Below are 24,973 nucleotides of genomic sequence, written 5' to 3' on the forward strand. Positions count from 1 at the left end.
TCGCAGCTCTCTAACCGCTCCATCTCAGAGAGTCGCTGGACTTGCCCAAGGATCCAGCTATATCCCTTTGCCGATCGTGTCTACCCTGCGGAGGTTTCACTGGAACGCCGTGACATTATTCGACGGATATTAGAAGTGCCGAAGGTTTACACGGGGTTCCAGGATTTCGTCGGAGCCCGCTCGGCACGCCAACGCATTGTCGATGACGTGCTCGAAATTCGTTCAGGTGATCGCGTGCTTGATGTCGGATGCGGACCTGCAGACATTTTGGCTTTCTTGCCCCAGGTCGACTATCTCGGTATCGACTATTCGGAAGATTATATAGACGCAGCGCGGCGCCGCTTCGGAAATCGAGGACGCTTCCTCGCTGCCGACGTGAGTTCACTCCGTGACCAAGGGATAACGGGCTTTGACGTGGTAATCGCCCTCGGAGTTCTCCATCATCTCGATGACGTCTCTGCCAAGGGCCTGATGCGCGACGTGCGGGATAGCCTGAAGCCTGGAGGTCGTTTCGTTTGCGTCGATCCATTGATTGAATATCCGCAAAATCCCATCGCACGCCTTCTCGCACGCTTGGACAGGGGCCAGTTTGTACGCACGCGCGAAGGCTATAGCGAACTCGCGCGCTCGGTGTTTGCGATCATTTCGGTAGAGCCGCGCCGCGATCTGCTTCGCGTCCCGTACAGTCATGCAATCACACGGTGCAGCCTATGAAGGCTGGCGCGATCGATCGGAGTGAGTTGGCCGAATTTTTGGCGTCCGTTGTCGCGCCTGAATGCATCAGCTATTGCGCGGCGAAAGTGGGCGCTAGCGCAGATGCAATTCTCAAGAGAATTCAGACATATGCGGGCGAGGTTCCAATCGCTTTATCGTTGCTCGACGGCGTTTCCCTCGCGAATCGAAGGGCCCTGGATGTAGGGGCCGGTATCGGACTTACGTCGTTCTTTCTGCATCGCTCTGGTTTTGACGTCACGGCCTTAGAACCAGGTGGAATTGGATTCGAGATCAACCACACGCTGTTTTTCGCGCTGCGCGATCATCTCGACTGCTCAGAAGTATCCTTGCTCTCCTTTGGAGCGGAAGTCCTCGATCCGGAGCGCAACGGCCGGTTCGACATTATATTTTCCGCCAATGTACTCGAGCATGTGTCCGACCTTGAGGCAGTGGTCGGAGCTCTGGCACGTGTTCTATCAGCAGACGGCGTGATGGTGCACACTTGCCCCAACTACACCGTTCCATACGAGCCACATTATCGCATGCCGCTGCTGCCCTTTGCGCCAGCGGCGACGCCCTGGGCGCGCGGTCGCAAGGCCGAAGACCTTTGGCGCAGCTTCAACTTTGTCACCGCCGGGGAGCTGGAACGCTTGATGCAACGTGCTGGGCTCAAGCCTGTTTTTGCGAAGGGCATCATGGCTCAAGCCTTCGAGAGGGTGCTCCTAGACCAAGGCTTCGCCGGGCGCCACAGCCCAGCTATGGCATCCGTTGCAAAATTCCTGAAGGCAACTGGGGGACTGAACTTGCTGCGTAGATGGCCTCCTCAGTTCGCCACTCCGTTGGTGGTAATGGCCACCAAGATTGCCAGCAACTGAACCATTGCAAACAAGCTGTATGCCGCGATGCCAATCGTTCCAGTACAGTCTTTCATCCAACTGTGCACCCGGCTTTCATGTATTCGAACCAAGGAGGACGTTCTATTCGGATCACTGGCATAGGCCTTATTCTTTTTGCCGTCGTACTTCTGACGGCCGCGCAGCTGATTATTAAAACCCGTCTTAATGAGCACGGTCCCATTCCGTTGGCTGGCGTTGACCTGCTGCACTACCTCACGATCGTGATCCTGGACGTGCGCCTTGTCGGAGGTTTTGCGATGCTCGCTGTGGCGGCGTTGGGCTGGTACGCCGGAATTTCTCGCGTGCCGCTATCGGTCGCTTTTCCGGCTGCAGCGCTCGCTTATCCTTTAATTTTTGTGGGGGCAATTGTCTTTCTGCGCGAGGATTTTTCCTGGCTGAGACTAGCGGGCAACATACTCATCGTTGGCGGCATACTCTTGGCAACTTCGGATCAATAAGCATGTAAATGGGAAGACGTAATTCTTGGCCACCAGCAATTTCTAGCCCCTATTTGTTACAGCTCTCGGAGCGGGCGCAATGTTATCACCTTTTGTTGGACAATCGGCGGCAAAGCTGGTTAAGCCTTTAGGAACTAGAAACCGAGACAACAAATATCAGCGTCCCGATATTGTATGGGTAGCTTCGCAAACTGAAGAGTCTGGCAACGTACAACGTACCCACTGGTGCTGAACCGCTTGTAGAGATTGAGCCACTCCTGTGGAGTTCGATCCGGATCAAGCGTGCCCTTCAGATATTCATCGTACCACACATACAGGAAATCGAGTGTGCGAGGATGCTCACGCATCGCGTTGTATGTCGCAACGTCGACAACGACATGTTCGTCATCCTTGGTTATACCGCAGCGATTGGCGAGCGCACGGACCCTGTTGTTGAATGTAGGCCAGTCGCGCTGCAGTGACACGTAATAGGATTCGTAGCCTTGTGCCAATTGGGGCGTCAGAAAGAACCAAGCAACGAGAGCGCTCACGATACAGGTCGCAGACGAAAGAATTGACCATCGCTTGAGCCACTTAAGACCAACCGCCTCAGCGATATGTACTCCGGCGATAGCTAGCAAGAGTGCACTCAACAGATTGCGGAAATGTGCGCGATAAAACACGCCGCCGAAATCGAACAACGAGTAAAACAGAACGAGGAATGCACTAAGCGCCCACAGCGCGCGCGCATCAACCGCAACATTCTTGACGAACAGCCACCATTGTCGTCGTCGGAGCGTGACGTAGTGAGCGCGCCATAGTAGCCTCAAAGCGTAGGCGAAGCCCAGTACCAACCCAAGCAGGTTAAAACTGACTACCACAGCTATCGGTGGATTTACGATCAATGCCACCGCCTCGGGCAACTGCGGCACCGGGATACTCATCGCTTCTACGTATTGGAAAAAGAACTGCCTCTCGAAATGTACGGCACGATGCACCATACGTTCGATCAATGAGTATCCCGCCAACTGATTCGTAAGAACAACGCCATGTGTTTTGGCGATCACCGCTTCAAGTTCCGGATCCTCCGGGCATCGGAATTGGTTGTGAACCAGGGACTGGACGCTCAGAAGCACAAGCAACCCGCCCACCCCGACTGCCAACCATCTATGACTCCGGAGGAGATACACGCACGTCAGAAAGCTGAGGGGCATCACAAGCAAGCCCTGGGGATGCACGAACAGCGAAAGCAGAATCGCAAAAAGATGCACTGCCAAAACGCTAACAGTCCCCCACAGCGGGACCGGTTCTTGGCTCGCAACCATCCATGTTACCAAGCACATGGTAATCTGCAGTGTCACCAAATACTCCCACCGCGACAGGACCAGCCCGGCCCCGCTCAACCCGATGAAGCCGCCGCAAAGTATCGCAAGCGACCAACCCCAGTTCATCGATGTTGACTGTTGCTGTCGGACCAACATAGTTGTGGCTACAGCCAAGCCCGCAATTGATCCCAAAGGGAGGAGGCGCACCCCCACCCAGTTGGGCCACCCATCAATCCAGGAGAACACAATGTGTGATGGCACGAAGACGAATGGCACAGCTTTCGGCTCAGCGCATACTGGGAAGAAGCTGTATAGAAGGAACCCGTCAATGAACGCTCGACCGTAGAGGCGGCGGAATGATGCTTCATCATAGAACAATGGCACATCGAGCCATGCCAGCATGTAAAGCGCAATAGCGAAAAGCGCGCCACAAACGAGGACCGATTGCCTTCGACTCTTTAGGTTGCCGTCCATCCACCAAACCCGCGCCAAGGTCGCCGACTATCAGATATTTACCCTGTGAGCCAGCACGCGCTTAAAGATGTCGCCGGCTTACGAAGTAGGGAAATTGGCTGCACAGATGAGGAAATGTCTGCATGGGCGTCAAAGGGTTTCGTCTCTAGCCTCGCAACAGGTATAACTCCTTGCATTCACTATGTCTTATGACCTGGCACTGATATCCAACGTTCAAACACCCAATTGTAGACTAAAGGCTTTTTTTGCTTGCGGTCCACATTATATGAAATGGCGTCCCTCCCATTACCGGCTCGCACACAAATTTGACAAAATTTCCCATGTCGCCCATCTGCAGGCACCATCGCCGGGCCCTAGCGGAACAAACCCGTCGCAGAAAATGAAATAAAGGTTGGACAAACATTGATCGACTGGCTGCTGGTTGCCCGATCCAACAACTACGGCCTGACACGCGACGCGGAGATTCTCGCGGCAGCGATTCGCGGCGTCGGCCGCACCAGCGCGTTTGCGGAGACGCGTCAACGCGGCCTTCTGGAGCGGCTTTTGCGCCGCAAGCGCGCCGGCCACATCCTCCATATCGAGCGTGTCTTCCCCCGCTGGTTCTCGGCGGCCCGCGAGAACTGGCTTATCCCCAATCAGGAGCGCTTTCCCCGCCGCCATCTCGGCAGATTGCGGCGCGTCGACCGGGTACTGGCCAAGACCCGCCATGCGGAAGAGATTTTCGCGGCCCTCGGTCGGCCGGTCTCCTATCTCGGCTTCACCTCGGAGGACCGTTTCGACGCTGCCGTCGCGAAGAACTGGAACAGCTTCTTCCATCTCGCCGGCGGCAGCACACTGAAAGGCACGGAGGACGTTCTGGCGCTCTGGGAAGCCCATCCTGAATGGCCAGAACTCGTGCTGGTTCAGAAAAAGGCCAACGCGCCGACAAAAGTTCCGGCGAACGTCACCCTGATCTCCGGTTTCATCGACGACGCGCGGTTGCGCCAGTTGCAGAACGAATCCGGCATCCATCTCTGCCCGTCGCGCTCCGAAGGCTGGGGCCACAACATCCTTGAGGCCCTTTCGGCCGCTTGCGTCGCAGTGGTCACCGACGCTGCACCCATGAACGAGCATGTCGATGCCAGCTGCGGTGTTTTGGTCGCCGCCGGCCGCTCCGAAGCCCGCCACCTCGGCACCAACTATTTTGTCGACCGGCCTGCCCTGGAACAGGCGATCGAGCGGCTGATTGCGATGCCGGACGCCGACAAGATGAAGATCGGCGAAGCGGCAAGGCGGCGCTTCCAGTCGATCGACCGCGATTTTCACGGGCGGGTGCAGGCGATTTTCGGCCCCTCCGAGCGAGGCGACCAGCGGTGACACGCATAAACTGCGTGCCGCCTTCCGAACTCAGCGGGCCGCATCTGGTGGCCGAATATTGGGAACTGCCGCGTGTCTTTGCGCTGGCCCGCGCGGCAGCACTGCGGGGCGAAAGCCCAGCCGACCCGTGCAACCCGCGTTTCTACACGCTCGGCGCCGGGCATATCCGCTTTTTCTATTGCCGCCTGGGTTATCTCGCCAGACGGCAGGCCAGCCTCGTGCAGGAAATGCTGGCGCGCGGCTACAGACCGGCCTTTGTCGCCACGGCGGAGCTTATGGCGGGCATCCCTCAGGAATGGTGCGAAGACTGGGAGCCGCCGGCGGTGGCCATCGCGGCAAATCGGGCGCGCATTGCCGAGCGCCTGTTGCAGCAACAATCCCGTAAACCATCGAAAGCCCAGTTGCGGATCTCGGCTGAGCGTTCCGCGCTTTAAGTCTTTGATTTTTACGCATGTTGCTGTCGCAAACCGCTGCACTTTGCGCGACGTGCGTTAGCGCTGGCTAGCTTGCTTCGCGCAACTGCTCTGCTTCCTGTAGATCGACCGAAACAAGCTGGCTGACGCCCTGCTCCGCCATGGTGACGCCGAACAGCCGGTTCATGCGCGCCATGGTGATGGGATTGTGGGTGATGATGACGAAGCGCGTTTCGGTCGTCTTGGCCATCTCGTCCATCAGGTTGCAGAAACGCTCGACATTGTGGTCATCGAGCGGCGCGTCGACCTCGTCGAGCACGCAGATCGGCGCCGGATTCGTGAGGAACACCGCAAAGATCAGCGCCATCGCGGTCAGCGCCTGCTCGCCGCCGGAAAGCAGCGTCATCGTCTGCGGCTTCTTGCCGGGCGGACGCGCAAGGATTTCGAGCCCGGCTTCCAGCGGATCCTCGGATTCGACCAGTTGCAGCTCCGCCGTGCCGCCGCCGAAAAGATGCGTGAACAGCCGCTGGAAATGGCCATTGACCACGTCGAACGCCGCAAGCAGCCTTTCGCGGCCTTCCCGGTTCAGGCTCTGGATCGCCTGGCGCAGCTTGCGGATCGCCTCGATGATGTCCTCGCGCTCGGAAACGATGGTTTCCAGCCGCTCGGAGAGCTCCTTCTGCTCTTCCTCGGCGCGCAGGTTGACGGCGCCCAGCCGTTCGCGCTCTATCTTCAGACGTTCCAGCTGCCGCTCGATCTCGCCCATGTCTGGCAGCGGGCTGTCGGCTTCCAGGCCGGTGTAGCGGATGACCAGATGCGGCGGCGTGTTCAGCGCTTCCTGGATGCGCGCCTCTACCTCCTTGCGGCGGTCGTCGGCGGCGGTCAGCCGCTCCTCGGCGCGGACGCGGTTTTCACGCGCTTCCGAAAGCGTCTGGATCGCGGCGGTAGCCGCCTTGTCGCAGGCTGCCTGCCGGTTTTCGGCCTCCTGCAGGCGGTCGGCGGCGGCCTTGCGCAGGACTTCTGCTTCGCTCAGCTGCGACATCAGCGCTCGCCGTCGCGCCTCGATCTCGTCCGGTGCGTCGGCCAACTCTTCATGCTCGCGCGCCGCTTCGGCGCGACGATCGGCAAGCGAGGCGATCTGCCGGTCAGCATTTTCCGCGCGCAAGGTCCAGCTCCGGCCCTCGGCAGCGATCGCTTCCAGCCGGCGCATTCGCGCTTCGGCCTCGCGCTTCAGCCCGTCATGCGCGGCGCGCGCGTCGGCAAGGGCTGCGCGGTCGCCCGACACATCGGCGGACATGCGGTCAAGCCGCGATTGCAGGTCGCCCAGATCGGGCGCACCGGCAAACTGTTCCTCGGCCTCGATAAAGGCGGCACTCGCCTCCTCATGGCTCTCGGCGACGCGGGCGCGTGCTTCCTCAAGGGCTGCGCGGCGACTCGACAGCTCGCCCGCCGCCTTTTCGGCGCGCTCCAGCGCATCGCGGGCTTCGCTGACGCGGTGCTGCGCGTCGCGCCAATCCTGCCTCGCCAGCCGCTCGGCTTCGGTCGCCTGCCGGACGCCGGCTTCCGCCGCAGCCAGCGCTTCCTCGGCCTGTCGCACCTTCACGGTCGCGGCGACCGCGTCGGCGTCGAGTTCGGCCAACCTGTTCTTCTGCGCCAGGCGCTGTGCTGCCGGCGTCGGTGCGTCCGCACTTGCGGTAAAACCGTCCCAGCGCCACAAGGCGCCGTCGTGGCTGACCAACCGCTGGCCGGGTTTCAGCAAGGCCTGCAAGCGAGGCCCATCGGCGGCTTCAACAACGCCGACTTGCTGCAGCCGTCGCGCCAGCTGCCGCGGCGCATGCACGATTTCGATCAGCGGGCGGGCGCCAGCCGGCAGCGTCGGGTCGCCAGCGTCGGGCGCCACGTCGCCCCAATGCGCAGGGGCGCTGCGGTCGAGCGGTATGTCGAGGTCTTCGCCGAGGGCTGCACCCAGCGCCGTCTCGAAGCCGCGTTCGACCTTCACCTGCTCCAGAACAGCGGGGAAAAGGCCGCCGGAAACCGCATTCAGGATTTTCGCCAGCGTGCGCGCTTCGGTTTCGATACGCGCCAACTCGGCCTTGGCTTCCTGCAGGGGCGGACGCGACGCGCCTTCGCGCTGGCGCGCTTCGGTGACTGCTTTTTCCGCGGCGATGGCATTCGCCTCGGCCTCTTCGACCGCAGCCGTCGCTTCCTCGACGATGATCCGCTTTTCCACCGGATCGGCCAAACCGCTGATCCTCGAAGCGATTTCGGCCGCTTCGCGGTCGACATCGGCGAGCTGGCGGGCAAGACGGTCGCGCCGTTCGGCAGCGTCACGCATGCCCCGCTCCGCCTGGCTTCGGGCAGCAGAAGCCTCTGCGCGCTCCGCCGTGAGGGCTGAAAGCGCCGCCTCGCTGAGCGTCAATTTCGCGGACGCTTCCTCGAAGGTTGCCCGCGCAGCGATTTCACGCTCCGAGGCGCCTGCGTTTTCGGCATTCAGCGTCTCTTCTTCCTCAGCAAGACGCTGCAGCGTGTCGGCGTTGTCGCGCACCATCTGCTCTTCGCGCACGATGTCGGCGTCGAGCTGGAACAGGCGCTTCTCGATCTCGGCCTGGCGGGCGCGGATGCGGCCCGCCTCCTCCTCGATCTGGGCGCACGCGATCGACAGCCGCTGAAACGCAGCCGCGGCCTGCGCCTCGGCGTCGCGCAGTTCAGGCAGCCGGTGGGCGCCGATGGCCTGTTCCTTGGCCGCTTCCATCTGCTGGCTGGCCCGCTCGCCGACCAGAGCGGTTGCCGCGGCGAGCGCGGATTTCGCTTCGCTTTCCTGTGCCTTGGCCAGCGTCCAGCGCAAATGAAGCAAGGTCGCCTCCGCCTTGCGGATATCAGCGGAAAGGTTCTTGAAACGCGACGCCTGGCGCGCCTGGCGCTTCAGGCTGTCGATCTGGGCTTCGAGTTCGCCGACCACATCGTCGAGCCGTTCGAGATTCTGCTCGGCGGCTCGCAGCCTCAGTTCAGCCTCATGCCGGCGCGTGTGCAGGCCGGAAATGCCGGCCGCCTCTTCCAGAAGCGCACGGCGCGCCTGGGGCTTGGCCTGGATCAGTTCGCCGATACGGCCTTGCCCCACCATCGACGGCGAGCGTGCGCCGGTCGACTGGTCGGCGAACAACAGCTGCACGTCCTTGGCGCGGGCTTCCTTGCCATTGATGCGGTAGACGGAGCCCGCCTCGCGCTCGATGCGGCGCGACACCTGCAATTCGTCGGCATCGTTGAAGGCGGCGGGAGCGCTGCGGTCGGCGTTGTCGAGGAAAAGCGTGACTTCCGCCGTATTGCGCGCCGGACGCGTCCCCGATCCGGAGAAGATCACGTCGTCCATGCCGGAGGCGCGCATGTTCTTGTACGAGCTTTCGCCCATCACCCAGCGCAACGCTTCGACCAGATTGGATTTGCCGCAACCATTCGGTCCGACAATGCCGGTCAGCCCGCGTTCGATGACGAACTCGCCGGGCTCTACGAAGGATTTGAAACCAAGAAGGCGAAGTCGGGAGAACTTCATCCGCGCGGTCCCGCAAAAACGGGCGCGAAGCCGCGCGGACGCCCCGGCTTAGCCGGAGGGTCAGAGCATGCCGTCGATGATCGCCGACATTTCGTCAATCGACATGGCTCCCGGGTATCTGTTCCCGTTGATGAAGAAGGTTGGCGTGGAATCCACGCCGAAATCGTTCGATCCGCGTTCGCGTACCGCTCTCACATCGTCCAGAAGCTTCTGGTCAGTCAAGCAGGCCTCGAACGACTCCTGTGAAAAACCGGCAAGTTTGGAGATCTGAAGCAGCGCCGCCTTGGCGTCTTGGACGCCGGCCCAGCTCTGCTGCTGCTTGAAGAGCACGTCGACCATAGGGAAATAATTGTCGTTGGAGCAGCGGGCGAGCATGAAACCTGCCTCGGCGCGCGGGTCGAACGGAAATTCGCGGAAAATCAGACGCACCTTGCCCGTGTCGATATATTTCTTCTTCAGTTCCGGCAGCGTCGTCTCGTGGAAGCTCGCGCAGTGCGGGCAGGTCATCGAGGCGTATTCGACGATGGTCACCGGCGCATCGTCCTTGCCGAGCGCCTTTTCCGGCAATGCGCCCGGTTCCATCAACTTGGCGACATCGACGGTGCCGGCAGCCTTCGGCGCTTCGACGGCCTTGGCAGCCGGCTCAGCCGGCTTTGCAGGATCGGCCGGGGCTGGCGTTGTATTCTGGGCGACCGCATCGCCATCATCGCTGCAAGCGGCAAGCACCATGGCCGCCGGAACGGCCAGAAGCGACGTAAGAACTGTTCTGCGCGGAAGCTGACGAAGCATACGAATCACCTGAAAACCCTGTTGATTTTTAATGCCTAAGCACCAGAAGGCGAGAGTTGGCGCGAATTAAGGCATCCATTTCCCCAAACCAATTAAGAAAAATGGAAACAGCGATCACGAATTCGCGAGGAGGCCAGCTATTTTGGTTTACGGGAACCGACGATTGTGGCGCCCAGCCGCTCAAGTGACGCTCGCAGGCCCTCGTCCTCGATCTGCCCGACAGTCCTGGCGATGTCCGACTTTTCCGGTTCCGTAAGTTGCCGCAACTGCGGCTTGCGGCGTTGTTCGGCCAAAACCACCGGCTTCTGCACGATCTTGATGCGGCCAACCGCCCGAAATCCCAGGAAGCTGTTGACCCGGCTGATGATTTCGCCGGTTTCATGCTGCAGGTGCAGGGCTACCGAGCCCTCGCAGGCGATGATCAGCGTGGCCGGCTCGAACGGGTCGTCCTCGTGCATGCGGCGCGGCCAAACGATCTTTTCGGCACGGGTGCGGGTCGCCAGGCGCGGGCCAACGATCTCTTCCCAGGACTGGACAAGGCCGACAGAAATGCCCGCCCGCTTGCGCAGCACCGGATCGAGGATCTGGGTCGCGAGGTCGCTGACGGCGACAGGATTGCCGTGCCAGCCTTTCCCTGCCATGAACCGTCTCCTGCAATTTGCAAATCCGTTCGATCTTATCCTGGGACGTATCAATTGCGACGCCAAATGGAAAGATCGGCTTTTCGGCGGGAAAACCACCGCATCCATTGATGATCTTAAAAGCATATGCTATGAATTACACATGCCTGCTTCCGCCATTCTCCTGCAGAATCGCAGACTTGATCTCGCCGACGGAATCATAATCCAGATCAAAATCTGGCAGTTGCCAAGCATCACTCCCGAGCGGCCGCACGGACTGAAATATTCGCTTTTTTATGGGCGTAAGGGCGAGCGCATCATCGGCTACGACAACGAAGCGGGGAATGGTGATCATCGCCACTATCGCGACAGAGAAGAACGATACTCTTTTATCTCGATGGAAAAGCTGATCACCGATTTTTGGAACGATGTGAAAAAGGAGCGCGCTCATGAGTGAGGTTAGAATTCTCATTGAAAGCGTGGATGATTTTTTCAGCGGCGCGGTGGAGATGGCGAAGCGCCTAGACGCTGGAGATCGGATGCCGGAGCCTGCTTCGATTTCCTTCGAGGGCATGGAAATGCTGCTGAAGACGCTCACCCCCAATCGCTGGGTCCTGCTTAGAACCTTGCGGGCGAATGGCGCGCAATCCATCCGCGCCCTGTCTCATCTGCTGAAACGGGATTACCGCGGTGTTCATGCCGATGTTGCGGTGTTGCTGGATGCCGGTCTGATAGAACGATCGGACGACGGAAAGATCACCGTTCCGTGGTCTCGCATCACCGCGGAAATGGCCGTTGACGTGGCGGCGTAGCGATGGACACCCCTGTCGTGGCGGGCAGCGTCGCTGCCCGCTTGCTCACCTGGTACGATCGCCACCACCGCGACCTGCCGTGGCGCATGCCGCCGAAAGCCATCGCGGCCGGCCAGCGGCCCGACCCCTATCATGTTTGGCTGTCGGAAATCATGCTGCAGCAGACGACGGTCGAGGCGGTCAAACCCTATTTCCGCGCCTTTCTCGCCAGATGGCCCAATGTCAAGTCGCTGGCCGCGGCCGAAACCGAGGACGTCATGAAGGCGTGGGCCGGGCTTGGCTACTATTCGCGCGCCCGCAACCTGAAGAAATGCGCCGATCTCCTGGCCGCCGAACATGGCGGCCGCTTTCCCGACACAGAGGACGGCCTGCGTGCGCTGCCGGGTGTCGGCAGCTATACGGCGGCGGCTATTGCGGCAATCGCCTTCAACCGGCCGGCGGCGGTGGTCGACGGCAATGTCGAGCGGGTGGTGAGCCGCCTTTACGCCATAGAAACGCCCCTGCCCGCCGCCAAGGCCGAAATCCGCGACATCGTCGCCCGGCTTCTGCCTGTCGACCGGCCAGGCGACTTCGCCCAGGCGACGATGGATCTCGGCGCCACCATCTGCACGCCGCGCCGGCCGGCCTGCCTGCCCTGCCCGCTGCGCGACGATTGCCACGCAAGCGATGACGGCGATCCCGAGCGCTTTCCCGTCAAGGCGGCGAAGGCCGAGAAACCGTTCCGGCGCGGCGCTGCCTTTGTGGCAGTGCGCGGCGACGGCGCGATCCTCTTGCGCAAGCGCATCGAGAGCGGCCTGCTTGGCGGCATGACCGAAGTGCCGACCACAGCCTGGACGGCAAGGACCGATGGCGTGGCGACCGTCGAGGGCGCGCCATTTCCTGCCGATTGGCGCAAAACCGGCAGCATTTCGCATGTTTTCACTCACTTTGCCCTCGAACTCACGATTTTCAGGGCCGATCTGGCAAATCGTCCGGCGCCGCCCGGCCATTGGTGGGCCGATGCCGCCGACATCCACGGCGAAGCATTACCGACGGTCATGAAAAAGGCGATCGAGGCGGCGATACCCGGCGCGACCCAGAAACCACGTCACCCGAGGGGCATGAATTGAACGAAATCCGCCATATCGTCTTCGACATCGGCAAGGTGCTGATCCATTACGATCCCGACCTGCCGTTCAGCCGGCTGATCCCGGACCCGGATGCGCGCCGCTGGTTCTTCGACAATGTCTGCACGCATGACTGGAACATCGAACAGGACCGCGGCCGCAGCTGGGAAGAGGCCGAGGCGCTGCTGATCGCGAGCCATCCCGAACACGCCGAAAATATCCGCAACTTCCGCCGCTACTGGCACGAAATGGTGCCGCACGCCTATGGAGACACAGTCGACCTGATGGAAAAGCTCATCGACAGCGGCCACGACGTGACACTGCTTACCAACTGGGCACCCGATACTTTTACAGAGGCCAAAGGGCGATTTCCGTTTCTCGAACGGCCGCGCGGCATCACGGTTTCCGGCCTTGTGGGACTAATCAAGCCGGAGCAGGAAATTTACGACCTGCACGTCGCTTCCTTCGGCCTCGACCCCGCTGCGACGATCTTCATCGACGACAGCCAGAAAAATGTCGACGGCGCGAAGGCCGCGGGCTGGCACGCAGTGCTGTTCCAGAACGCCAAAACGCTCGAGGAGGACCTCGAGCGTTTCGGGATCATGCCGTGACTGGAAGAACGGCAGACCGGTGACCCTGTTTCTTTGAGCCTGGAAGCGGCGGCGCTAGGCGCCGGCGCGCTCCATGCCGACACGCACGATGCGGCGCAATTCGTCAATCTGCGTGAGCCCGCCATTGCGCTCGTAGTGCCAGAAGGTCCAGCCGTTGCAGGCGTCGAGGCCCTGCACTTCAGCGCCGATGCGGTGGATCGAGCCCGCCTTTTCGCCGACCGCCAGCGTGCCGTCGGCGCGCACCTTGGCCGCCCAGCGCTTCCTGGCGTCGTAGAGAATGGTGCCGGGCTTCATCATGCCGGAATCGATGAGGCTGACGAAGGCGACGCGCGGCTCGGCGCGCTTGCCCGACATCGTGCTGAGTTCTGAATCCTCGAGCGGCCTGACCGCCTCGATGCGCTCCCGGGCGGCGTCGATATAGGCCTGCTCGCGCTCGACACCGACGAAATTGCGGCCGAGGCGCTTGGCCACGGCGCCCGTCGTTCCCGAGCCGAAGAACGGATCGAGCACCACGTCGCCGGGCTTGGTCGAGGCCATCATGATGCGGGCGAGCAGCGCTTCCGGCTTCTGGGTCGGGTGCAGCTTGTCGCCATTGGCATCCTTCAGGCGCTCGCCCCCTGTGCAGATCGGAAACAGCCAGTCGGAGCGCATCTGAACGTCGTCGTTCGACGCCTTCATCGCCTCGTAGTTGAAGGTGTATCCCTTGCCTTTCTGGTCGCGGGAAGCCCAGATCAGCGTCTCATGCGCGTTCTGGAAGCGGCGGCCGCGGAAATTCGGCATCGGATTGGTCTTGCGCCACACAACATCGTTGAGGATCCAGAAGCCGAGATCCTGCATCATCGCGCCGACGCGGAAGATGTTGTGGTAGGAGCCGATCACCCAGATCGTGCCGTTCGGCTTCAGGACGCGGCGCGCCGCGAGCAGCCAGGCGCGGGTGAAGGCATCGTAGGCCGCGAAGCTCTCGAACTGGTCCCAATGATCGTCGACCGCATCGACCTTGGACTGGTCGGGGCGGTGAAGATCGCCGTCGAGCTGGAGATTGTAGGGCGGGTCGGCGAAAATGATGTCGACCGACTTTTCCGGGAGCTTGTCGAGGGCAGCAACGCAATCGCCCTTGAGGATCGTGTTCAGCCATTCGGACTCGGCCGGAAAAGCGGAAAGATCGGCAAGCTGACGCATGGCTGACATGGAAATACCCGGTATGACGCGTTACTGTTTACTCGCGGTTATGGTTACTGTTTTGCGTAAATATTTAGTGAAACCCGGTGGCGAATTGCGTAGCCAAGGAGAATGAAGATGCGTCGATCCGAGGCGGCTTTGGGCAGCGCGGTTTTCTTCGCCCTGGCGCCTGGAATAGTCGCTGGGCTCATTCCCTGGTGGCTGACGGAATGGCACATGGAACCGGCTCCGCTTCTCCTGCGGCTTGCCGGCGCCTTGCTCACCCTGGCCGGCGTTGCCTTCCTGCTGCAGGCTTTCTGGCGTTTCGTCAGCGAAGGCCTCGGCACCCCGGCGCCGGTCGCGCCGACCGAGCATCTGGTCGTCGGCGGCATTTATCGCCATGTTCGCAACCCGATGTATCTCTCGGTGCTTTCCGCGATCGTCGGGCAGGCGCTGATGCTTGGCCAGCCGAGGCTGCTCGCCTACGCCGCAGTCGTCGCCTTAGCCTTCGTCGTCTTCGTGCTTTTGTATGAAGAGCCGACGCTAGCGAAGCGCTACGGCGCGGAATACGAGGCGTATCGCCGCGCCGTGCCGGGATGGCTGCCGCGTCTTACCCCCTGGGACGGAGCCAAAATTCCCCCAAAACAATGATCGTCGGGTCGCTCAGGCTGGCAAAACCTTGAGGTTGCCACCATATCCGCAAGAGGTTATAGCGCCGCCTGCTCTGCGGGCCGCGACCCGCAATCCAGGAATTTCCGATGATCCAGCCAGAACTTGTCATTTTCGATTGCGACGGCGTGCTCGTCGATTCCGAGATCATCGCCTCACGCGTCGAAGCCGAGCTTCTGACCGCCGCCGGTTTCGAGATTTCGGCCGAGGAGATTTCGGAAACCTATGCCGGCCTGACCTTCAAGGACATCATGCTCAGGATCGAGGAGAAGTCCAAGATCCCGTTCCAGGCGTCACTGATCGATCAGGCCGAGGTGCTGGTCGACCGCCGCCTTGCCGGCGAGGTTCGCGCCATCGACGGCGCCCACGAGGCGGTCAACGGCATCACCTCAAAACGCTGCATCTGCTCGAACTCACGCAGCGAGAGGCTCGATGCCATGCTGACGCGAACGCGGCTGAAGCCTTTTTTCGAAGGCCGCATCTTTTCTGCGCTGGAAACGCCGACCGGCAAGCCGAAGCCGGCGCCCGACGTTTTCCTCCACGCCGCGCAGCAGATGGATGCCGATCCCGCGCAGACTTTCGTCATCGAGGATTCAGTGCATGGCATCGCCGGCGCCAGGGCCGCGGGCATGCGGGTGATCGGTTTCACCGGCGCTTCCCACACCTATCCAGGCCATGCCGACGCGCTGACGGATGCCGGCGCCGAAACCGTCATCCGTCGCTGGGCGGAACTGAAAAGCACGATTGCAGCACTTGCCGTCTGGTCCGAAGACGCCTGAAGCCGCTCAGGCGTTTCCATACACCATTATCCGGGCCGCCTAGGATGCCGCCTGCACCGCATCGAGCAGCCATTCGCTGAGCATGCCCACCTCCGGCCGCGCATTCCTCGGATGTACGAGATGAAAGTCGTAGCCGTCGATGGCGGGACCGAAGGGCTGCAGCAGCACGCCGGAAGCGAGGTCATCGGCGACGAGCACAAGACTGAGCAGTGCCACACCCTGGCCGGCGATCGCCGCCTGCGCGGCATGGCCGTCGTCGTTGAAACTGATGCCCGCTTCGCCGTCGATGGAGTGCATGCCTGCCGCATCGAGCCAGCGCCGCCAGGTCGGCGTATCGGCATTCGGATGCCGCCACCTGGAATGAAGCAGAGTGACATGGTGCAGGTCGTCCAGCGTCTTCAATCCCAGGCGGGCGCTGCAGACGGGCGCGAATCGGTTGGCCATCAACCGGGTTGAACTGAGATCGGGATAGGGCCCGCGCCCATAGCGGACGGCGGCGTCGGCGATGCCAGTGCGGAAATCGACGGGATCGTCGGAGGCGTGCAGGCTGAGGTCGACGGACGGATACCTCTCGCGGAAAGAAGCCACCCGCGGCACCAGCCAGCGCGCGGTGAACGAGGTGGTTGCCGATAGCGTCACCACACTGCGACGCTTTTCAGAGATGCGGATCACCGCGTTGGAGAAGGCATCGAATCCGTCCCTGAGAACAGGGTAAAGCTCACGCCCCTCGCGCGTCAGCGCGACCTGCCGGGTGCGGCGTTCAAACAACCGCAGCCCAAGCGTTTCCTCCAGCAACCTGATTTGATGGCTGATCGCAGTCGGCGTCACGGCTAGTTCCTCGGCCGCCTGCTTGAAGCTCTGATGCCTGGCTGCGGCTTCAAAAGCCCGCAGCGTGGCGAGTGGCGGCAACGCTCGACGCATGAACATGCCTCATCTGTCTGATGACGAATTCGATTTCGTCACTCGCCCTAACATCCCCTATTTCAACATGGAAGGCGAGCGAAACCAAAGCACCCGCTCGCTTCAGATGAGATCAACTGTTTCATGGACGTGGAAATGACCAACATCCTGCACATCGATTCCAGCGCCCGCCCCTATTCCTCGGCTGAAAATCCCTATGGCTCGCACAGCCGCCGGCTGACCCAGCGCTTCGCCCGCACCTGGTGCGAGGCGCAGCCCGACGACACAATCGTCTATCGCGATGTCGGCCAGCAGCCGCCGCAACCCGTGACCGGCGGCTGGATCCACGCGGCTTTCACCAAGCCGGAGATGCGGTTGCCCTGGATGAACGAAACGCTTCTCGAAAGCGACAAGCTCGTCGATGAGCTGCTGGCCGCCGACATCATCGTCGCCGGCGTTCCGATGTACAATTTCGCGCCGCCGGCGCAGTTCAAGGCGTGGATCGACAATATCGTGAGGGTCGGCAGAACCTTCGGTTTCGATCGCTCTCGCGCCGGCGAGCCCTACTGGCCGCTGCTGTCGCAGGCCGAAAAGACGCTGGTCATCCTGTCGTCGCGTGGCGACTACGGCTATGGGCGCGGTGGCCGGATCGAGGCGATGAACCATGTCGAGGCCAGCATCTCCACGGCCTTCAACTACATCGGCGTCACCGACATCCGGACGATCGCCATCGAATACGACGAATTCGCCGACGAGCGGCTTCAGGCATCGATCGCACGCGCCGAAGCCAATGTCGACGCGCTGGTCGCAACGCTACGCGGAGAACGCCGGAGCCGCAATGCGGCCTGAAGCCGGGAGCAGCTATTCCGGCTTCTTTTTCTTCGGCTCGCCTTCGTCATAGCCCGCGAAAATCTGGACGTCGCGCTCCGCTGGTACGGGGATGACCACGTTGGGATCGCTGAACATCCACTGCGTCGATTCGGAGCCTACGGCGGTCGGATAGCTATGCAGCTTGGAATAAAGCACCTCGTCGCCGCGCACGACTACAATGCGGATGGGCATGGTCACGTTACCGGCCTTGCCTGCCGGACCGGGCACCACCTTGCCGGCAACCGCGACATTCATGGTCAGGTTGCCGTCAGCGCTCTTGCAGCTGCGCGTAACGTCGGAGATCGACGCCTGGTAGATGACCTTGGTTGGGTCGTCCTGGCCGCCCTTTTCATAGGTGTTGAAGAAGGCGGTTCCTTCGCGCAGCGTGATCGCCGGGCAATAGGCGCGCAGTTCGCTTGCGAGGATCTTGCCTTCCGGCGGCTTCAAATCGTCGGTCGCCGCAATCGCATTCTTGTCGCCAGACTGGCAACCTGCGGCGGCGAGCATAAAGCCAGCCAGAGCGAAACCCGTGAAAAAGCGACTGTCGATCAACGCCATACTGCACTTCCCTCTCGCAAACGGGCCGTCTATAGCAACCCGGCGGCAAAAATGCGACTGCGGAACGCGGTTTTCCAAAGTCTGCTACCAGCCGGCATCGACGCCGCTATGGACAGGTGAGCATGCAGTACATCAGCACCCGCGGGGACGCCCCCGAGCTTGGATTTTCGGACGCTGTCCTTACTGGCCTCGCCCGCGACGGCGGGCTCTACGTTCCCAAGCAGTGGCCGCAATTCAGCGCAGCCGAGATTCGCGCCATGCGCGGCCTTGCCTATCCGGATCTGGCGATCCGCGTGCTGACGCCCTTTCTCGGCGGGGAAATCGCAGCACCCGTCTTCGAAAAACTGGTGCGCGGAGCCTATGCCACGTTCCGGCACGATGCGGTCTGCCCACTGGTGCAGAGCGGACCCAACAGCTTCATTCTCGAACTCTTCCACGGACCGACGCTCGCCTTCAAGGACGTGGCGATGCAGTTGCTGGCGCGGCTTCTCGACCATGTGCTCGCCGAACGCGGCCAGCATGCGACGATCGCCGGCGCAACTTCGGGCGATACCGGCGGGGCGGCCATCGACGCCTTCGCCGGCCGCGACCGCACCGACATCTTCATCCTGTTCCCGCACGGCCGGGTCTCGCCGGTGCAACAGCGGCAGATGACGACATCCACCGCCGCCAATGTCCACGCGCTCGCCATCGAAGGCAATTTCGACGATTGCCAGGGGCTGCTGAAGGACATGTTCAACGATCACGCCTTCCGTGACAGGGTCGCGCTGTCTGGCGTGAATTCGATCAACTGGGCCCGTATCATGGCCCAGATCGTCTATTATTTCTCGTCGGCGCTGACGCTTGGCAGCCCCGACCGCCCGGTTTCCTTCACCGTTCCGACGGGCAATTTCGGCGACATATTCGCCGGTTACGCGGCCAAGCGCATGGGCTTGCCCATCGACCGGCTGGTGATCGCCACCAACGACAACGACATACTTGCCCGCACGATGGCCTCTGGCGAATACCGCACGACGGGCGTTGTCGCGACCACATCGCCGTCGATGGATATCCAGGTGTCGTCGAATTTCGAGCGGCTGCTGTTCGAATCCGGCGGCCGTGACGCCGCCACTGTGCGGCGCTATATGGCCGGCCTGAAGCAATCGGGCGCCTTCACCATCGAAAAAGCGCAGATGCAAAACATCCGTGGCGAATTCTCAGCCGGCCGTTCGTCTATGGCAGAGACCGACGAAACGATACGCTCGACGCTCGCCTCGACCGGCTATCTGCTCGACCCGCACACGGCAACCGCCGTCCATGTCGCCAATACGCAGCCGAAGAGCACAATACCGATGATTGTGCTTGCCACCGCCCACCCGGCGAAATTCCCTGCCGCGGTCGAAAAAGCATCGGGGGTTGCGCCGAAACTCCCGTCGTGGCTTGATGGGATGATGCTGCGTGAAGAAAAGTTTACCGTTCTTCCATCAGAACTGAAAATGGTGGAAGATCATATTAGTCGCCGTGCGCGGGCGGCGCGTTAGGGAGTAAATCGTACATGGGTGTTGAGGTAAGCCGTCTGTCGAACGGCCTGACAGTCGCCACCGAAACGCTGCCACAAGTCGAATCCGTTGCCCTCGGCGTCTGGGTCAAGTCCGGCGCAAGAAACGAGCGCGAGGACGAGCATGGCATGGCCCATCTGCTCGAACACATGGCGTTCAAGGGCACCAACAAACGCAGTGCGTGGAAGATCGCCTCGGAAATCGAGGACGTCGGCGGCGAAATCAATGCAGCCACCAGCGTCGAAACGACATCCTTTTATGCGCGCGTGCTGCGCGACGATGTCCCGCTCGCCATCGATATCCTGTCCGACATCCTGACGGACTCACGCTTCGACGAGCACGAACTCGAACGCGAGCAGCATGTGATCCTGCAGGAGATCGGCGCCGCGCACGACACGCCCGACGACATCGTCTTCGACCGCTTCACCGAAACGGCCTTCCGTCACCAGACCATCGGCCGCTCCATCCTCGGCACACCCGAGACAGTGAAATCCTTCACCTCCAAACAGTTGCACGACTTCATGGAGCGCCAGTACGGCGCCGAGCGCATGGTGGTCGTGGCCGCCGGCGCCATCAAGCACGACGAGTTCGTGCGCGAGGTCGAGCGCAATCTCGGCTCGTTCCGCACCAAGGCCGAAAGCGCGCTGCCGCAATATGCTCACTATGTCGGCGGCGACTATCGCGAGAACCGCGACCTGATGGACGCGCAGATCGTGCTCGGTTTCGAGGGCCGGGCCTATCACGTGCGCGATTTCTACGCCTCGCAGGTTTTGTCGATGATTCTCGGCGGCGGCATGTCGTCGCGGCTTTTCCAGGAGGTGCGCGAGAAGCGCGGCCTCTGCTATTCGGTCTATGCCTTTCACTGGGGCTTCTCCGACACCGGCATTTTCGGCATCCACGCCGCGACCGGGCAGAGCGATATCGCCGAACTCGTGCCGGTGATCGTCAGCGAACTGCAGAAGGCCGGCGATGCGATCCTGCAGGAGGAACTCAACCGGGCGCGCGCGCAATATCGCGCCGGGCTGGTCATGTCGGCCGAAAGCTCGGCCAGCCGCGCCTCGCAGATCGCCCGGCAGCTCCTGCTCTTCGGCCGGCCGATCGGCATGGACGAGCTTGTGGAGCGGCTGTCGAACCTTACCGTCGAGCGCCTCACCGATCTGTCGGGGCGTCTGTTCTCGACCAAGCCGACAGTCACCGCCGTCGGTCCTGTCGGCACGCTGGCGCCCTATGAGGCGATCCGCGACGCATTGCCTACCTCGGGCATCACAGCCCGCAGACTTGCCGTCTGACACCGGACACCAAGGCAATGTTTCCGCTGCCTTTCTTCCGCCGAGAACTTCCGGCGCTGAAAGCGGAGCGCATCACCTTGCGGCTGCCGGAACCCAACGACTACCGTGAATGGGCGGCGCTGCGCCAGACGAGCCGCGCCTTCCTCGAGCCCTGGGAGCCGCGCTGGTCTCCGGATGAACTCGAGCGCAGCGCATGGCGCCAGCGCATCCGCCGCTACCGCGAGGATTTCGAGCAAGGGCTTGCTGTCGCCTTCTTCATTTTCGAAAGCCGCTCGGGCAAGCTGATGGGCGGCATCACCGTGGGCAACATCCGCCACGGCGTTTCGCAATCCGGCCAGATCGGCTACTGGATCGGTGAGCGCTATGCCGGCCAAGGCTTCATGCTCGAAGCTGTGAAACTGGTCGTCCATTTCGCTTTCGAGACGCTGAGGTTGCACCGCATCGAGGCTGCCTGTATTCCCAACAACGCGCGTTCGGTGCGTGTGCTTGAAAAAGCCGGATTTCAGCGCGAAGGCCTCTTGCGATCCTATCTCCGGATCAACGGCAGCTGGCAGGATCACTATCTCTACGCCCTCATTTCCGACGACTGGGGCGGCAGCAAAACACGAGGCTGATTTTTGGTACGATTCTTCAAGAGCGGGAACTTGCTGGCGTTTGCCCTTGCGGCAATTGTCACCTTGTGCGCCGTCTCGTCGGCTCTGGCCATCGAGCCGATCAAGATTGCCCGCGACGACGTCGCGCTGGATCTTTCCGGCGCCGTCGAAATCTACCGGGACCAGGGCGAAAATTTCCAGGTTTCCACGGCACCCGGCCCGGACGGCATCGTCCGCCGCATCGAGGTCGAGGCCAACGATGCGCGCTCGACAGGCGATTGGGCAGTGTTTGCACTCGCCAACACCACCGACGAGCAGATCGACCGACTGATCGTGGCGCCACATTTCCGGCTGGTGAATTCCGGGCTGTTCTGGCCGGACCTCGGTTCGAGCCGCATCGCGGCGATCACCCCCAGCGAAGGTTTCGCGCTCGATCGCCAGGCAAGCCCGGACGCCGACGTCTTCCGCGTCACGCTGAACCCTGGTTCGGTGGTCACCTTCATCGCCGAGCTCGCCTCGCCGAAACTGCCGCAGGTCTATCTGTGGGAACCTGAATCGTACAAGGATTCAGTGAATTCCTACACGCTCTACCGCGGCATCGTGATCGGCATTTCCGGCCTTTTGGCGCTGTTCCTGACCATCCTCTTCGTGGTCAAGGGAACCTCGATGTTTCCCGCCACCGCCGCTCTTTCCTGGTCGGTGCTCGCCTATATCTGCGTCGATTTCGGCTTCCTCAACCGGGTGATCGAGATTTCGCCCGGAAATGAGCAGATATGGCGCGCCGGCGCCGAGGTGGCGCTTGCCGCGACCTTCGTCGTCTTCCTGTTCACCTATCTCAACCTAAACCGCTGGCACGGCCATTTCAGCTACGGCGCCCTGGCCTGGGTTCTCGGCCTGGTGCTGATCGCCGGAGTGGCGGTCGTCGATCCGGCGATTGCTGCCGGGATCGCGCGCGTCTCGTTCGCCGCCACCGCCATCGTCGGCATTGGCCTGATCGTCTATCTCGGCATACAGGGCTACGACCGCGCCATCATGCTGGTGCCGAGCTGGCTGATGGTGCTGGTCTGGATGGCGGGATCCTGGATGGCGATCACTGGCGTGCTCGACAATGACGTCGTGCAGCCGGCGCTTGGCGGCGCGTTGATCCTGATCATCCTGCTGATCGGCTTCACCGTCATGCAGCATGCCTTCGCCGGCGGCGGCCTTTACCAGGGTCTATTCAGCGACATGGAGCGCCAGGCGCTCGCCGTTACTGGTGCTGGCGATACCGTCTGGGACTGGGACGTGCTGCGCGACCGCGTGGTGACCCGGCCGGACGTCAGCAACCAGCTCGGCCTCGCCCCCAACAGCCTCACCGGCCCGGCGCGCAACTGGCTGCCGGTATTGCATTCCGACGATCGCGACACCTTCCGCACCACACTCGACGTGGTGCTGGAGCACCGGCGCGGCCGCGTCTCCCAGAATTTCCGGCTGCGCGGCGCCGATGGCCACTATCACTGGTTCGCACTGCGGGCCCGGCCCGTCATCGGCTCCGACGGCGAGGTGATCCGCTGCGTCGGCACGCTGGTCGACGTGACCGAGCAGAAGAAGGCCGAGGAGCGCCTGCTGCACGACGCCGTGCACGACAACCTGACGGGCCTCCCGAGCCGCGAGTTGTTCCTCAACCGCCTGGAGGGCATTATTTCCATCGCCAAGGGCGAGGAGTCGATCAGGCCCACGGTCTTCGTCATCGATATCGACCGCTTCAAGCAGGTCAATGACGGGCTCGGCATCTCCGCGGGCGACACTATCCTGCTCACCATCGCGCGGCGTCTCCATCGTCTGCTCAAGCCGCGCGATACGCTGTCGCGCTTTGCCGGCGACCAGTTCGCCCTGATGCTGCTTTCCGAACAGGACCCGGCGCACATCGCTGGCGTCGCCGACGCGATCAAGCAGGCGATCCGCGCGCCGATCACCTTTGCCAAGCGCGAAATCGTGCTGACCGCGTCGATCGGCCTGATCACCTGGACGCAGGCACAGGCCTCCGCCGAGGATATGGTCAAGGACGCGGAACTCGCCATGCATCAGGCAAAGCGTTTCGGCGGCGACCGCATCGAGCCGTTCCGGCCGGCGTTCCGCTCCGTCGGCACCGATCGCCTGCAGCTCGAATCCGACCTTCGCCGGGCGATCGACCGCAAGGAGTTCACGCTCGCCTATCAGCCGATCGTGCGCCTCGAAGACCGCTCGGTCGCTGGCTTCGAAGCGCTGCTGCGCTGGGAGCACCCGCGCCGGGGCTCCATCCCGCCATCGGATTTCATCCCGGTCGCGGAAAGCTGCGGCCTGATCGTGCAGCTCGGCCTGTTTGCCATGCAGAAGGCCGCCGACGACCTGGCGATGTGGCAAAAGCAGATCGGCGACGTGCCGCTTTCTGTTTCGGTCAATCTTTCCAGCCGGCAGCTGATCCGCCGCGATCTCGTCACCGACGTCCGCTCGGTGATCGCCCGCGCCAATCTGAAGCCGCGCTGTTTCCGGCTCGAGCTGACCGAATCGCTGATAATGGACAATCCCGAGCAATCAAACCATGTGCTCTCGAAGCTGAAGAAGCTCGGCATCGGCCTGTCGCTCGACGATTTCGGCACCGGTTATTCGTCGCTCGCCTACCTGACGCGTTTCCCCTTCGACACGATCAAGATCGACAAGAGCTTCGTCGACGACACCACGCCGAAGCGTGAAGTGCTGCTCAAATCCATGGTCAACATGGCGCACGATCTCGGCATGTCGGTTGTGGCCGAGGGTGTTGCCGATGAAAGCGACGCGCTACGGCTTCGCCAGATGGGTTGCGAATATGTGCAGAGCTTCATGTTCGGCTCGCCACAACCGGGCGACACCGTGCTCAAACTGCTGAAGGAACAATATCCCGTCGCTCAGGCGTGACCGGCGGTCTGGCTGAGATGCGCCGGATCGATGCCGATCGAGGCCATGATGCGGTCGTACTTGCGCTCGATGTCGGAATCGAACAGCAGGTCGATGCTTGCCGGGCAGGTCAGCCAGCCGTTCTCGGCAATCTCGTGTTCAAGCTGACCGGCGCCCCAGCCGGCGTAACCCAGCGCCATCAGAGCCTTGCGGGGTCCGCGGCCTGATGAGATCGCCCGTAGTATGTCGATCGTCGCAGTGAGGCAGATGTCCTCCGAAACCGGCAGCGAGGACTCCACCATATAGTCGTCCGAATGGAGGACGAAGCCGCGGCTGCGGTCAACCGGGCCACCGTTGCGCACGACGAAATCGCGTGTCGGCGGCGGCAGCCTGATCGCCTCCTGCTCGTTCATGATGCCGAGTTGCACCAGAAGATCGGGAAAACGCAGCGGCTGGGTCTGGTTGATGATCAGCCCCATGGCCCCTTCGTCGCTGTGAGCGCAGATGTAGATGACCGAGCGCGCGAACCGGTCGTCCTTCATGCCGGGCATGGCAATCAGGAACTGGTCGTCAAGAAAGCCGCGCGTCGCGGTCTTTTTCTGCCGCAAGAGGTCCATTTTTCGAAGG

General features: G+C 61.8%; 24 protein-coding genes. 16 read left to right on the forward strand and 8 right to left on the reverse strand.

Annotated features, from left to right (window positions below):
- Positions 1-135 precede the first annotated feature (135 nt).
- The 3 genes from F3H98_RS23420 (at position 136) to F3H98_RS23430 (ending at position 2,068) form a co-directional block, all read left to right on the forward strand.
- Positions 136-714 carry a class I SAM-dependent methyltransferase gene (locus F3H98_RS23420; RefSeq protein WP_188130532.1) on the forward strand — a complete coding sequence of 193 codons (579 nt, stop codon included), beginning with the start codon at positions 136-138 and terminating at the stop codon, positions 712-714.
- Positions 711-1,589 (forward strand): class I SAM-dependent methyltransferase, encoded by an 879-nt coding sequence (locus F3H98_RS23425; protein WP_149762756.1) that lies wholly within the window; start codon positions 711-713, stop codon positions 1,587-1,589. Before F3H98_RS23420 ends, F3H98_RS23425 begins: the two co-directional genes overlap by 4 nt.
- Positions 1,590-1,666: 77 nt before the next feature.
- Positions 1,667-2,068, forward strand: a complete 402-nt coding sequence (locus F3H98_RS23430) for a DMT family transporter (protein WP_149762757.1) — start codon at positions 1,667-1,669, stop codon at positions 2,066-2,068.
- Between the two features lie 134 nt (positions 2,069-2,202).
- Here F3H98_RS23430 and F3H98_RS23435 read toward each other — a convergent pair whose 3' ends face one another.
- Positions 2,203-3,846, reverse strand: coding sequence for a hypothetical protein (locus tag F3H98_RS23435; protein WP_149762758.1), 1,644 nt, complete (start codon positions 3,844-3,846; stop codon positions 2,203-2,205).
- Between the two features lie 402 nt (positions 3,847-4,248).
- Between F3H98_RS23435 and F3H98_RS23440 the strand changes: the two genes are divergently transcribed.
- Both F3H98_RS23440 and F3H98_RS23445 read left to right on the forward strand, forming a co-directional pair.
- Positions 4,249-5,202: a glycosyltransferase gene (locus F3H98_RS23440; RefSeq protein ID WP_244621856.1), complete on the forward strand. Its 954-nt coding sequence runs from the start codon at positions 4,249-4,251 to the stop codon at positions 5,200-5,202.
- Positions 5,199-5,636: a pyrimidine dimer DNA glycosylase/endonuclease V gene (locus tag F3H98_RS23445; protein ID WP_149762759.1), complete on the forward strand. Its 438-nt coding sequence runs from the start codon at positions 5,199-5,201 to the stop codon at positions 5,634-5,636. Before F3H98_RS23440 ends, F3H98_RS23445 begins: the two co-directional genes overlap by 4 nt.
- A 67-nt stretch (positions 5,637-5,703) precedes the next feature.
- Here F3H98_RS23445 and F3H98_RS23450 read toward each other — a convergent pair whose 3' ends face one another.
- The 3 genes from F3H98_RS23450 to F3H98_RS23460 form a co-directional block, all read right to left on the reverse strand.
- Positions 5,704-9,162 (reverse strand): chromosome segregation SMC family protein, encoded by a 3,459-nt coding sequence (locus F3H98_RS23450; RefSeq protein ID WP_149762760.1) that lies wholly within the window; start codon positions 9,160-9,162, stop codon positions 5,704-5,706.
- Between the two features lie 60 nt (positions 9,163-9,222).
- Entirely contained in the window at positions 9,223-9,951 is a 729-nt protein-coding gene (locus tag F3H98_RS23455) for a DsbA family protein (protein WP_149762761.1), read from the reverse strand.
- 137 nt (positions 9,952-10,088) lie between these two features.
- Positions 10,089-10,592 carry a DUF721 domain-containing protein gene (locus tag F3H98_RS23460; RefSeq protein ID WP_149762762.1) on the reverse strand — a complete coding sequence of 168 codons (504 nt, stop codon included), beginning with the start codon at positions 10,590-10,592 and terminating at the stop codon, positions 10,089-10,091.
- Between F3H98_RS23460 and F3H98_RS23465 the strand changes: the two genes are divergently transcribed.
- From F3H98_RS23465 to F3H98_RS23480, 4 genes are read left to right on the forward strand one after another with little or no spacing between them, the layout of a single operon-like run.
- Positions 10,591-11,028, forward strand: coding sequence for a toxin-antitoxin system TumE family protein (locus tag F3H98_RS23465; protein ID WP_244621857.1), 438 nt, complete (start codon positions 10,591-10,593; stop codon positions 11,026-11,028). The genes F3H98_RS23460 and F3H98_RS23465 overlap by 2 nt on opposite strands.
- Positions 11,029-11,050: 22 nt before the next feature.
- A complete protein-coding gene (locus F3H98_RS23470; protein ID WP_188130533.1) occupies positions 11,051-11,383 on the forward strand; it encodes an HVO_A0114 family putative DNA-binding protein in 333 nt (110 codons plus the stop codon).
- A gap of 2 nt (positions 11,384-11,385) precedes the next feature.
- Positions 11,386-12,492: an A/G-specific adenine glycosylase gene (mutY, locus tag F3H98_RS23475; RefSeq protein ID WP_149762764.1), complete on the forward strand. Its 1,107-nt coding sequence runs from the start codon at positions 11,386-11,388 to the stop codon at positions 12,490-12,492.
- Complete coding sequence (locus tag F3H98_RS23480) at positions 12,489-13,100, forward strand: HAD family hydrolase (protein WP_149762765.1); 612 nt, start codon at positions 12,489-12,491, stop codon at positions 13,098-13,100. The genes mutY and F3H98_RS23480 overlap by 4 nt, the downstream gene beginning before the upstream one ends.
- A gap of 54 nt (positions 13,101-13,154) precedes the next feature.
- Here F3H98_RS23480 and F3H98_RS23485 read toward each other — a convergent pair whose 3' ends face one another.
- Complete coding sequence (locus F3H98_RS23485; RefSeq protein ID WP_149762766.1) at positions 13,155-14,288, reverse strand: site-specific DNA-methyltransferase; 1,134 nt, start codon at positions 14,286-14,288, stop codon at positions 13,155-13,157.
- A 108-nt stretch (positions 14,289-14,396) separates the two neighbouring features.
- Between F3H98_RS23485 and F3H98_RS23490 the strand changes: the two genes are divergently transcribed.
- Both F3H98_RS23490 and F3H98_RS23495 read left to right on the forward strand, forming a co-directional pair.
- Entirely contained in the window at positions 14,397-14,909 is a 513-nt protein-coding gene (locus F3H98_RS23490; protein ID WP_149762767.1) for a methyltransferase family protein, read from the forward strand.
- Positions 14,910-15,016: 107 nt separating this feature from the next.
- Complete coding sequence (locus F3H98_RS23495) at positions 15,017-15,706, forward strand: HAD family hydrolase (protein WP_149762768.1); 690 nt, start codon at positions 15,017-15,019, stop codon at positions 15,704-15,706.
- Between the two features lie 39 nt (positions 15,707-15,745).
- On the opposite strand, the gene F3H98_RS23500 is transcribed toward F3H98_RS23495, so the two are convergent.
- The gene (locus tag F3H98_RS23500) at positions 15,746-16,627 is read right to left on the reverse strand and encodes a LysR substrate-binding domain-containing protein (RefSeq protein WP_244621858.1); all 882 of its coding nucleotides are present in this window, start codon (positions 16,625-16,627) and stop codon (positions 15,746-15,748) included.
- A 135-nt stretch (positions 16,628-16,762) separates the two neighbouring features.
- Between F3H98_RS23500 and F3H98_RS23505 the strand changes: the two genes are divergently transcribed.
- Entirely contained in the window at positions 16,763-17,455 is a 693-nt protein-coding gene (locus F3H98_RS23505) for an FMN-dependent NADH-azoreductase (RefSeq protein ID WP_149762770.1), read from the forward strand.
- Positions 17,456-17,467: 12 nt separating this feature from the next.
- Here F3H98_RS23505 and F3H98_RS23510 read toward each other — a convergent pair whose 3' ends face one another.
- A complete protein-coding gene (locus F3H98_RS23510; protein WP_149762771.1) occupies positions 17,468-18,034 on the reverse strand; it encodes a hypothetical protein in 567 nt (188 codons plus the stop codon).
- Positions 18,035-18,156: 122 nt separating this feature from the next.
- Between F3H98_RS23510 and thrC the strand changes: the two genes are divergently transcribed.
- From thrC to F3H98_RS23530, 4 genes are read left to right on the forward strand one after another with little or no spacing between them, the layout of a single operon-like run.
- Positions 18,157-19,554 carry a threonine synthase gene (gene thrC, locus F3H98_RS23515; RefSeq protein WP_149762772.1) on the forward strand — a complete coding sequence of 466 codons (1,398 nt, stop codon included), beginning with the start codon at positions 18,157-18,159 and terminating at the stop codon, positions 19,552-19,554.
- A gap of 14 nt (positions 19,555-19,568) precedes the next feature.
- Positions 19,569-20,861, forward strand: coding sequence for a M16 family metallopeptidase (locus F3H98_RS23520; RefSeq protein WP_149762773.1), 1,293 nt, complete (start codon positions 19,569-19,571; stop codon positions 20,859-20,861).
- A gap of 17 nt (positions 20,862-20,878) precedes the next feature.
- The gene (locus F3H98_RS23525; RefSeq protein ID WP_149762774.1) at positions 20,879-21,475 is read left to right on the forward strand and encodes a GNAT family N-acetyltransferase; all 597 of its coding nucleotides are present in this window, start codon (positions 20,879-20,881) and stop codon (positions 21,473-21,475) included.
- A gap of 30 nt (positions 21,476-21,505) precedes the next feature.
- The gene (locus tag F3H98_RS23530; protein ID WP_280178023.1) at positions 21,506-24,367 is read left to right on the forward strand and encodes an EAL domain-containing protein; all 2,862 of its coding nucleotides are present in this window, start codon (positions 21,506-21,508) and stop codon (positions 24,365-24,367) included.
- Here F3H98_RS23530 and F3H98_RS23535 read toward each other — a convergent pair.
- Positions 24,358-24,963 (reverse strand): YqgE/AlgH family protein, encoded by a 606-nt coding sequence (locus F3H98_RS23535; RefSeq protein WP_149762776.1) that lies wholly within the window; start codon positions 24,961-24,963, stop codon positions 24,358-24,360. The genes F3H98_RS23530 and F3H98_RS23535 overlap by 10 nt on opposite strands.
- Positions 24,964-24,973: the final 10 nt, after the last annotated feature.

It is taken from the genome of Neomesorhizobium albiziae, from assembly GCF_900114255.1.
In the GTDB taxonomy this organism is placed as follows: Bacteria; Pseudomonadota; Alphaproteobacteria; order Rhizobiales; family Rhizobiaceae; genus Neomesorhizobium; species Neomesorhizobium albiziae.